This window comes from Mycobacterium sp. 012931, assembly GCF_000419295.1.
Classification (GTDB): Bacteria; Actinomycetota; Actinomycetes; order Mycobacteriales; family Mycobacteriaceae; genus Mycobacterium; species Mycobacterium marinum.
In genome coordinates this window covers 5,033,291-5,043,988 of sequence record NZ_AOPX01000001.1, presented here as the reverse complement: position 1 = coordinate 5,043,988, position 10,698 = coordinate 5,033,291, and the positions used below count along the sequence as shown (strand labels likewise).

Here is a 10,698-nt window from a genome sequence, read left to right as displayed (position 1 = left end):
CCTAGCACCGATTCCCGATTGGTCTGTCAAGAACTTCCGAGCGGTCTGGCAGCCTCCCCGGTCGCACCACACTCGAATGCGTTAGCGCCGCTGCTCTCACTGGGAACACTAGTCGGGCGCGACGACATGCGCAGGAGCCATTCAGGCCCGGATCCGCGGGTCTTTCGTCACTAGCGCAAGTCGCGCGACGGTGACCGCGCGGGTTGAAAAATTTGGCTCGCAATCTCATGTCTGCGGGCGCCGCCTGGTCCATGATGGCCCTGTCGACTCCGCGGTGGCACTACCCGGAAATTCACGCCTAGAGAGGTTCTACCCATGCGGACCGCCTACCACGAGCAGCTCGCCGATCTGGCCGCGCGACTAGGAGGGATGTGTGGCATGGCCGGGTTGGCGATGAAGCGTGCGACCCAAGCCCTGTTGGAGGCCGATGCGGTGGCCGCCGACCAGGTGATCGCCGACCACGAGCAGATCGTGGCGATGCGCGCGAAAATCGAAAAAGACGCGTTGGCGTTGCTGGCGTTGCAGCAGCCGGTGGCCAGCGAGTTGCGGTCGGTCTTCAGCGCCGCGCAGATCATCGCCGATACCGAGCGGATGGGTGCGCTGGCGGTACACATCGCCAAGATCGCCCAGGTGGAGTATCCCAAGCAGGTGCTTCCCGAGGGAGTCCGCGGCTGCTTCGCCGAGATGGCCAAGGTGGCAATCGCGTTGGGGGACAGCGCAAAACAGGTGCTGCTGACCCGTGACCCGAAGAAGGCCGCGTTGCTGCACGACCAAGATGATGCGATGGACGATCTGCATCGGCGCCTGCTTGGTGTGCTGATTGACCAGGAATGGAAATACGGGGTCGCCACGGGTGTGGAAACCGCACTGCTGGCCCGTTTCTACGAACGCTTCGCCGACCATGCGGTGGAGGTCGGGCGCCGCGTCATCTTCATGGTTACCGGGGTACTGCCTTCCGAGGACGAGATATCCACGTATTAGGTCGGCGCGCCGCATCTGCTCTGGGCTGACAAGATGACCTCGTGCAGGTAGCGCCGAGTGTCCGGGGCCGCGTGTGGCGGTCTGGGCAGCTCCAGGATGAGTTCGATTTCGACAAGATCGCTGAGTACCTCAGCGAGGAGAACACCCTGGTCTGGGCCGATTTGTGCAATCCGGACCATGGCACGTTGAGCGACCTGGCCGAAAAACTCCGCCTGAACCACTGGGCCGTCGAAGACGCGGTGGCGGCGGCGGAGCGGGTCAAGTCGACCGCCTATGTGACCCACACCTTCTTCACCGTCTAAGACGCCGGTGTGGTCGGCGGCCTGGGCGAAGACACTGCGCCGATGTTGTCGATGCGCCGGATTTCGGCGTTCGTGCTCGAGGGGTTGATCACCGTGCGGCTGACGCCGGATTTCGACATCACCCAAGTCACCCGGCGCTGGGATGAGATCGGCGGGCAACAGTACGGCGTGGGTGCATTGGTGCACGGTTTGCTTGACGTGGTGGTCGACAGTCACTTCGCGGCGGTGGAAGCCCTCGATGACTGCATCGAGGCGATCGAAGATGAATTGTTCGAAAACAACTCGCCACGGGGGAGCTTTCAGCGCCGAACCTTTCAGATCCGCAGAGACCTGGTCAACCTGCGGCGCATCGCGCTACCGATGCGCGAAGTGGTCAACTCCCTGCAGCATCACCGCCTGCACGTTGAGGCCGCCCGGGAACTCGACCCGCTCTACGCCGATCTGTATGACCACGTGCTTCGGGTTTCGGAGTGGACAGAGTCGTTACGCGACATGATCTCAACCATTTTCGAAACCAACCTCTCGCTGCAGGACGCCCGGCTCAACGCCGTCATGAAGAAGCTGACCGGATGGGCGGCCATCATCGCGGTGCCAACCGCGATCACGGGCTTCTACGGCCAGAACGTTCCCTACCCGGGCTTCGGAACGCTAGCGGGTTTCCTCGCCAGTACCAGCGTGATCGTGGTCCTGATGGCGTTGCTCTACGTGATGTTCCGCCGTCGCGACTGGCTCTGATCCCGAATCACATGCGGGACATGGTGTTTTGCGTTCAAGGGCGCGCCCAGCACCAGTCCGTCCGGCATTTGGGTGAATGAACCCAAGGAGTCCGCAGCGCCAACCCCGGACGCGACGGCGCAAACTTTGCCGTTAGGGCCCCTATGCTCGGCTGGGTCGGTAGTCTCCCACCGGCGACATCGCCACCCGGCTAGGAGGACCGCTGTGAAGCCCGCACCGCTGCGCGTCCGCGACGCTTTGGGGCCGGCGCGGGTACGACTGCACGGTGGGCCGGTGCTGGCCGAGCTGAGCGAACGGTTCGGCGCGGCCGCCCGCGCAAAGGTGCTGGCCGGCGAGGTGGTCGACGCGGCAGGCGCCATCGTCGATACCGCGACGGTGGCGGAGCCCGGATCGCATGTGTACCTCTACCGTGATCTTCCCGAAGAAGTGCCGGTGCCCTTCGAGATGCCGGTGCTCCACCAGGACGAGGACATCGTGGTCGCCGACAAGCCGCACTTTCTGGCGACCATGCCGCGGGGTCGCCACGTCGCGCAAACCGCGCTGGTGCGGTTGCGCTGCGAGCTCGGGTTGCCCGAGCTGAGCCCGGCGCACCGGCTCGATCGGCTGACGGCCGGGGTGTTGCTGTTCACCACCCGGCGCGAGTTGCGCGGGCGATATCAGACGCTGTTTGCCCGGGGTGCGGTACGCAAAGACCTACCTGGCCCGGGCCGCGGTCGATGCTGACCTGGCATTCCCGCGGGTTATCCGCAGCCGCATCGTCAAGCGGCGGGGCCACTTGCAGGCGGTCTGCGAGCCCGGTGAGCCCAATGCGGAAACGCTGGTGGAGCTGATCTCACCCGAGGGCCTGTACCGGTTGACCCCGCGGACCGGGCGCACCCACCAGCTGCGGGTGCACATGGCCTCGCTTGGCCTGCCGATCTTCGGGGATCCCCTGTACCCCAACGTGATACCCGAGTCGCCACATGACCTTAGCGACTTCAGCTCGCCGCTGAGCCTGCTGGCTCAGCGCATCGAGTTCGAGGATCCGCTGTCCGGCTCGCGCCGCGAGTTCGTCAGTCCCCGAGAAATATGAGCCAACCACCGGGAGTGCCTCATGAGTGAAGAAAACACACTGGTCATCGTCGCCGGGTACCAGGATCTGGATGCGGCTCAACACGATTTCGAGAATCTGACCGGTCGGGCCAACGCCAAGACTCTGCCGCTGCAAGGCGCGGTGCTGGTCGGCAAGGACAATGAGGGCAATCCCGTCCTGATCGATACCGGCAACCGTCTCGGCCGCCGTGGTGCCGCCTGGGGGGCCGGCGCGGGGCTGGCGGTCGGCGTCTTCTCGCCGGCGCTGCTGGCGTCGACGGCGGTGGGTGCGGCGGCCGGCGCGCTGGCGGGCACCTTCATCCAGCACCGGGTCAAGAGCGGCCTGGCCGACAAGATCGGGCAGGCGTTGTCGGCGGGCAGCGCGGTGGTCATCGCCGTGACGCCGGCGCAGGGCCGGTTGCCGGTGGAGCAGACGTTGTCGGGCTCGCCGATGAAATCGGTTGCCGAATTGAGCCGGTCGACGATGCGGAGCCTGGGTGCGGCGCTGCAGGAAGCGATGGGCAAGTTCAATCCGGACCGCACCAAACTGCCGATCCCGCAGCGCAGCTTCGGTGGCACCATCGGCCGCACCATGGCGGAGTCGGTCGGCGACTGGACGATCGTCGCGGGCGCCAACGCCCCCGACGATGCACCCAACGTGCTCATCGTGCTCATCGACGACGCCGGATTCGGGGGACCGGATACCTTCGGAGGCGGCATCAGAACTCCGACGCTGTCGCGGGTGGCGAACAATGGTCTGGCCTACAACCGCTTTCATCTCACCGCGATCTGCTCGCCGACTCGTGCCGCGCTACTGACCGGCCGCAACCATCACCGGGTCGGCTTTGGATCGGTGTGCGAGTTGCCCGGCCCCTACCCCGGCTATTCGACGGTCAAGCCGCGCAGCTGCGCAGCGCTACCGCGTATCCTGCGCGACAACGGTTATGTGACCGGCGCTTTCGGTAAATGGCATCTGACCCCGGACAACGTTCAGGGAGCGGCGGGTCCATTCGACAACTGGCCGCTGGGTTGGGGGTTTGACCATTTCTGGGGATTCCCGTCGGGTGCGGCCGGCCAGTATGACCCGATCATCACCCAGGACAACTCCGTGCTGGGCATACCGCAGGGGGACGACGGGAAGCCCTATTTCTTCCCCGACGACCTCACCGACAAGGCCATCGAGTGGCTGCACACCGTACGGGCGCAGAACGCGACCAAGCCGTGGCTGTTGTACTACTCGACCGGCGCCACACATGCACCGCACCACGTGTTCAAAGAGTGGGCCGACAAATACCAGGGCCAGTTCGACGAGGGCTGGGATGTGTATCGGCAAAAGACATTCGAGCGCCAGAAGGAGCTCGGGATCATTCCGCCCGACGCCGAACTGACCGAGCGTCCCGACCTGTTCCCGGCCTGGGACAGCTTGTCGGAGGCGCAACAGAAGCTCTTCGCCCGACAGATGGAAGTGTTCGCCGGGTTCTCCGAGAACGCGGACTGGAACGTGGGCAGGCTGCTCGACGCGATCGACGGTCTCGGTGAATCGGACAACACGCTGGTCTTCTACATCTGGGGCGACAACGGCGCCAGCATGGAGGGCGCCAACACCGGATCGTTCAACGAGATGACGTTCCTCAACGGCCTGGATCTCGATGCCGAGCGGCAGCTGGAGCTCATCGAACAATACGGTGGCATCGAGGCGCTCGGCGACGAGTTCACCGCACCGCATTTCGCCAGCGCGTGGGCGCACGCCAACAACACGCCGTTCCAGTGGGGCAAGCAGATGGCCAGCCACCTCGGCGGCACCCGGGGCCCGATGGTGGTCTGCTGGCCCAGCCGGATCCCGCGCGAAGGCGGTATTCGAAGCCAGTTCACCCACTGCATCGATATCGCGCCAACTGTGTTGCAGGCCATCGGCTTACCGGAGCCCACCAGTGTCGATGGCTTCGAGCAGGAACCGATGGACGGCACCAGCTTCGTGCACACCTTCGATGACGCGCAGGCCGAAGAACGTCATACCGTGCAGTACTTCGAAAACTTCGGCAGCCGCTCCATCTACCAGGACGGCTGGTGGGCGTGTGCCCGGCTGGACAAGGCGCCGTGGGACCTGTCTCCGCAGACCATGGCGCGCTTTTCGCCCGGCAACTACGACCCGGAGAAGGATGTCTGGGAGCTCTACTACCTGCCCGACGATTTCTCTCAGGCCAGAAATGTGGCGGCCGAGCATCCGGACAAACTGGCCGAGCTACGTGAGCTGTGGTGGCAGGAAGCCGAACGCAATCGGGTGCTGCCGCTGCTGGGCGGGCTCGCGGTGATGTACGGCGAGCTACCGCCGCTGCCCACCATCACCCGGTTCGCCTTCCAGGGCGGCGTGCAGAACATCCAGCGTGGCATGGTGCCGCGCGTCTTCGGGCGCTCCTACGCGATCGAAGCACGGCTGCACATCCCCGATGGCGGTGCCGAAGGAGTGATCGTGGCCAACGCCGACTTCATGGGTGGGTTCGCGTTATGGGTAGACGAACAGCGGCGGTTGCACCACACCTATTCGTTCCTCGGCATCGAGACCTACCGGCAGGTGTCCACCGAACCCGTCCCCACCGGCGATGTCACGGTCCGGATGTTGTTCGAATCCGAAGCGCCCGTGGTCGGCTCCGGTGGCCGGGTGACGTTGTGGGCCAACGACCGTCTGATCGGCGAGGGCGAGTTGCCGCAAACCGTGACGCTGGCCTTCACGTCCTATGCCGGGCTGGATGTCGGTCGCGACAACGGTCTGGTCGTCGACCGGGACTACGAGGACAAGGCGCTGTACATGTTCAGCGGCACGGTAAAAGAGGTCGTCTTCGACCTCAAACCCGTCCATCCTGACGCGGAGAAGGCGTTGCATGAGCATGCCTCGATCCAAGCCGTGGGTCAGGGTGCTGCCGGCTAGCCCGAGACGCTCGCCCGACGCTTAGGCCTGGGAGTGATGCCTGGGGCAGTACGCGGCAATGCTCACGCCGACGAAGTAGCCGGCACGGTAGCCGTCCAGGCTGCTGCTGGCCGCCACGTCACCAGCGACATCGGACTTCTGCCTGCCGGAATCGAGCGCATTGCACACCTGGTGACCGGCCATGATCGCGGCTTGTGGCGATGCGAAGTTGATGCCGTGGGACCTCACGGCGTTCAAGAAGGCGTCATCCACCGCATCGGCGTGCGCGGTCGCGGTGGCCAACTCCGTGAGCCCGACCAGCGCGACCACCAAGACCAGGGCACGCGTTCTGCTGCTCCTCATTGCTGGAACCTCCCCGCCGAGAAGAGCCCTTCGGCCCTCGGCCGCCATACCCGCAACAGGTTGTAGTTGGCCATCCGGGCGCGGTGATGTCGGCCGTCTTTCGGGAGCGTGTACCGGTCGCAAACTGTGGCTGAATTTGCGAATGCGGCCCTGTTGCGGCTTCGCCGGAGCCGATCTTTGCATCGGAGATCTTGTTACGATGCGTCTGGCTGGCCGCGACCATGCCGACGGCGATCATTTCATCGTTGCAAGGAATTGAAGTGAGATTCAATCGATTTGGCGCCGCGGTGAGTGTATTGGCCCTCGGCGCATCGATACTTTCGGGATGTTCGGGTGACAACAACGTCGCCGGCAAAAGCGCGGCGCCGGGAACCACTTCGGCGCAAGTGACCTGCGGCGGCAAGCGGACTCTGGCGGCCAGTGGTTCCACCGCCCAGGAAAACGCCATGATCCGGTTTGTCCGTTCCTTCGAGCAAGCCTGCCCCGGTCAGTCGTTGAACTACACGGCCAACGGCTCAAGCGCCGGGATTAGCGAATTCATCCGCGGCCAGACCGATTTCGGGGGCTCGGATTCGCCGCTGAACAGCGACGAGCACACCCAGGCCGAGCAACGCTGCGGCTCGCCCGTCTGGAATCTGCCACTGGTGTTCGGCCCGATTGCCATCGCCTACCGGGTCAACGGTCTGACATCGCTGAACCTGGACGGCCCCACCGCGGCCAGGATCTTCAACGGCAGCATCACCAACTGGCACGATCCCGCGATCGAAGCACTCAATCCGGGCGCCGACCTGCCCACCGAACCCATTCGCGTCGTCTTCCGCAGCGACGGGTCCGGCACCACGGACAACTTCCAGCGATACCTCGATAGCGCTTCCAACGGTGGGTGGGGCAAGCGTGCCGGCAAGCATTTCAACGGCGGCGTGGGGGAGGGCGCCAAGGGCAACGCCGGCGCCGCCGCCGTCGTCAGCAGCACCGAAGGAGCGATCAGCTATGTGGAATGGTCGTTCGCTCGTGAGCAGCATCTCGACATGGCCAAGATCATCACCTCGGCCGGGCCCGCTCCGGTAGCGATCAGCGAAGAGTCGGTGGGAAAGACGATTTCGGCTGCCTGGTTTGTCGGGGAGGACAACGATCTGGCTTTCGATACCCTCTCGTTCTACCGGCCAAACCAACCGGGCGCTTACCCGATCGTGCTGGCGACCTATGAGATCGTGTGCTCGAAGTACCCCGATGCGCAGGTCGCAATGGCTGTCAAAGCGTTTCTGCAGAGCTCGGTCGGTGCCGGCCAGAATGCCCTTGCGGGCACCGGATACGTGCCGATTCCCGACGAATTCAAGTCGCGATTGTCGCGCGCCGTCAGTGCCATCGCCTGACGGTGACGCGCAATGTTCCAAGGCATTTCCCGCCGTCGTCAACGCGATGTTCCGGAAAATTTTCTCGCGTAGTCAAGGTGATGTCATGGACTTCATCGCGATGCCCCCGGAGATGACCTCGGCGTTGATCCACTCGGGGCCCGGTCCCGAATCACTGATTGAGGCCGCCGATGCGTGGCAGCGGCTGGGCGCCGATTTGGAGGAATCCGTTCGCGCTCACGATCCGGTGTTGTCCGTGTTGACCGATGTCTGGCGCGGCCCGTCCTCGGCGGCGATGGTTGGGGCCATCAGCCCGTATCTCACCTGGCTGCGAGCCACTGCCCAACAGTGCCCGCAACTGGCGGCATCGGCGCAGGTCGCCGCGGCCGCATTTGGCTCCACGCTGGCGACCGTGGTGCACCCCTCGGAGGTCAGGGCCAACCGGATTGCGCTGGCGCAGTTGTTGGCCACCAACCGACTGGGCCGAAACCTTGCGGCCATCGCCGAGACCGAAGCCCAGTACGAGGGCATGTGGGTGAACAACTCTGCGGCCATGTGTCGCTACGAGGCGGCCTCGGTACAAGCTGTCGCATTACCGCAGTTCTCTTCGCCGCTGTCGACGCCCGATCTGACCGGCCCGGCCACTCGAGCCAACGTGGCCGCGGCGGCCGCGGCTCCCGTTGCGGCCGCCTCCCCGCTTGATGTATTGCAGTCGCTGACCTCTATCGATCCCAACAGCGGCTGGTTTGGATTGGCCAACACCTATGCCAATCAATTTGTGTCGTCCGGTTTTCCGGTCAACCTGCTCAGCTACCTGGCGCAGAACACCTCGGCGCAGGCGTTGACGTCGGTGGCCCCCGACATCGCCGAGGGACTGTCGGAAGGTGAGTCGGCGCTGGGGGAGTCGGCGGCCACCTTGTCCAGCGCTGTGGAAGGTGTCGGCGCCGCGGCGGCGCCGACGGCCGCGTTGGGGGTCGGCATGCCGATAGGCAACCTCACCGCACCACCCGCTGCGGCCGGGCTGTTGCCAGCCGCCCAGACGCCGGTGCAACTCGCGTCGGTGGCATCACCGCTCGGGACCGCGGAGTCCGGGTTTCCGATGCTGCCACCGCTGATGCCGCCGCCGATCTCGGCGGGCAGCGGTTGGCGCAAGCGCAAGCAGCAGAAGTACGAAGACCTCGAATACGGCCTGGAACTCAAGGGGACGTTCATGCCCCGACCGCCATCGGCGGGCTGAACGGCGGGGAGGCCGTCAAGCACGTTGGGGCAGCGGTCGGTAACTTTGCGTCATGCTCGGGGTGCGCTGGCTATCACTGCTGGTTCTGGCGCTATGCCTGGTGGGGTGCGGTGAACAACAAACCTCGGTGCCCCGCGCGCGAAACGAGGCCGGAATGTTTGCGTTCGGCGGTCTCAAGCGGACCTACATCCTGCACGTGCCGCCCGGTCCGCCGACTGGGCTGGTACTCAATCTGCACGGTGGCGGCTCCAGCGGCGCCGGACAGCAACGCCTCACCGACTTCGACTCCGCGGCCGACGCGAACAACTTGCTGGTGGTGTATCCCAACGGCTACGACAAGAGCTGGGCCGACGGGCGGGGGGCCGCACCGGCCGACCGGCGCCACCTCGATGACATCGGCTTCCTGGTGGCCCTAGTGGGCAAGGTACAGAAGGACTTTGGGGTGCCGGCCGGGCACGTCTTCGCCACCGGGATGTCCAACGGGGGATTCATGTCCAACCGCCTGGCGTGTGACCGCGCGGACGTATTCGCGGCGATCGCTCCGATCGCCGGCACGCTGGGCGTGGGTGTGCCGTGCAATCCGTCCCGCCCGGTGTCGGTGTTGGCGGCGCACGGTACCGCAGATCGGGTGGTGCCCTTCAAGGGAGGCAAGGTGCGCGGGCGCGGCGGGCTCAGCCGCGCCATCTCGGCCGCGAGCATGATCGAGCGCTGGCGGGCAGTCGATGAGTGCCAAGGCAAACCAGCGGTAGCAGAGTTGCCCGAAGCCGGGGATTCAACGGTGGTGCTGCGCTTCGATTCCACCGCGTGCGCCCCCGGCACGGAAGTGATCTTCTACCAGATCGGCAACGGCGGGCACACCTGGCCGGGCAGCAGGCAGTACCTGCCCAAGCCGGTCATCGGGGCCACCACCCGCGCATTCGACGGGTCGGAGGCGATTGTCCAATTCTTCGTGACCCACGCCCGCGAGTAGCTGGGATCGCCGGCTCAGCGTTGGCAGGCCGGGCACCAGTACCGCACCCGCTCGCTGGAGCCGTCAGGCCCTTGGCGCTCGATGCCGGTCGCGCAGCGCCGGCATGGCTGACCGGCCCTGCCGTAGACCCACAACTGCCGACCGGCGCGGGTGTCGCCGGTGGTGGTGCGGTTCCAGCGCAGCCGGTTGGCCCACAGCATTTCTCGAGCGCGGGTAACCAGGCGCAGCGGCTTGGCAACGTCGCTGACCGGCGCGGTTGGCAGGTGTCCGCTGACGAAGCACAGCTCGTTGCAGTAAATGTTGCCGATCCCGGCCAGCACCCGTTGGTCGAGCAGTGCCTCGGCGATGCAACGATGCGGGTCGGCGGCCAGGTTGGCGGCCGCGATGTGTGGATCCCAGTCCTCACCCAGCAGATCGGGCCCCAGATGCGCGACGACGGCGCCCTCGTTGTCGCGCTCCAGCAGCTCCAGCACGCCCAGGTCAACGCCCACTGCCCGGATATCGTTGGCTTCCAGGATGATTCGTGCGTGGTGGTCTACCCGCGGCGGCCGGTCGCCGACTCGCCAGCTGCCGTCCATCTTCAGATGGGAGTGAATGCTGACCAGAGCGGTCCGGATGAACAGATGCTTGCCGCGGCTTTGCACCTCCTCCACCACTTGCCCGGTCAGGTCCACGGTCGCGAACCGCGGCACCCGAATATCACAGCGGGTCAGCGTTTTTCCGGCCAGGTATTGACGCAGCCTGGCTGCGGTGTGCCAGACGGTGTCACCCTCGGGGATGGC

The 10,698-nt window shown here is 65.4% G+C and carries 7 protein-coding genes and 2 pseudogenes; 7 read left to right on the top strand and 2 right to left on the bottom strand.

The window, feature by feature from the left end:
* Positions 1-315: 315 nt before the first annotated feature.
* The 4 genes and pseudogenes from phoU to MMSP_RS22095 all read left to right on the top strand — a co-directional run bounded on the left by phoU (position 316) and on the right by MMSP_RS22095 (position 6,015).
* Complete coding sequence (gene phoU / locus MMSP_RS22110) at positions 316-981, top strand: phosphate signaling complex protein PhoU (RefSeq protein WP_020788420.1); 666 nt, start codon at positions 316-318, stop codon at positions 979-981.
* Between the two features lie 41 nt (positions 982-1,022).
* Positions 1,023-2,018: pseudogene (locus MMSP_RS22105) on the top strand (magnesium transporter CorA family protein).
* Positions 2,019-2,222: 204 nt separating this feature from the next.
* Positions 2,223-3,090: pseudogene (locus MMSP_RS22100) on the top strand (pseudouridine synthase).
* Positions 3,091-3,111: 21 nt separating this feature from the next.
* The gene (locus tag MMSP_RS22095) at positions 3,112-6,015 is read left to right on the top strand and encodes an arylsulfatase (protein WP_020788415.1); all 2,904 of its coding nucleotides are present in this window, start codon (positions 3,112-3,114) and stop codon (positions 6,013-6,015) included.
* A gap of 21 nt (positions 6,016-6,036) precedes the next feature.
* Here MMSP_RS22095 and MMSP_RS22090 read toward each other — a convergent pair whose 3' ends face one another.
* Positions 6,037-6,357, bottom strand: coding sequence for a DUF732 domain-containing protein (locus MMSP_RS22090; protein WP_012393111.1), 321 nt, complete (start codon positions 6,355-6,357; stop codon positions 6,037-6,039).
* Between the two features lie 260 nt (positions 6,358-6,617).
* Here MMSP_RS22090 and pstS point away from each other — a divergent pair, with 260 nt between their 5' ends.
* The 3 genes from pstS (at position 6,618) to MMSP_RS22075 (ending at position 9,916) form a co-directional block, all read left to right on the top strand.
* A complete protein-coding gene (gene pstS, locus MMSP_RS22085; RefSeq protein ID WP_036427483.1) occupies positions 6,618-7,730 on the top strand; it encodes a phosphate ABC transporter substrate-binding protein PstS in 1,113 nt (370 codons plus the stop codon).
* Positions 7,731-7,815: 85 nt separating this feature from the next.
* Positions 7,816-8,946 (top strand): PPE family protein, encoded by a 1,131-nt coding sequence (locus MMSP_RS22080; RefSeq protein ID WP_020788413.1) that lies wholly within the window; start codon positions 7,816-7,818, stop codon positions 8,944-8,946.
* 52 nt (positions 8,947-8,998) lie between these two features.
* Entirely contained in the window at positions 8,999-9,916 is a 918-nt protein-coding gene (locus MMSP_RS22075) for a PHB depolymerase family esterase (RefSeq protein ID WP_012393114.1), read from the top strand.
* 14 nt (positions 9,917-9,930) lie between these two features.
* Here MMSP_RS22075 and nei2 read toward each other — a convergent pair whose 3' ends face one another.
* On the bottom strand, positions 9,931-10,695 hold the full coding sequence (gene nei2, locus MMSP_RS22070) for an endonuclease VIII Nei2 (RefSeq protein ID WP_036426867.1): 765 nt from the start codon (positions 10,693-10,695) through the stop codon (positions 9,931-9,933).
* Between the last annotated feature and the right edge of the window lie 3 nt (positions 10,696-10,698).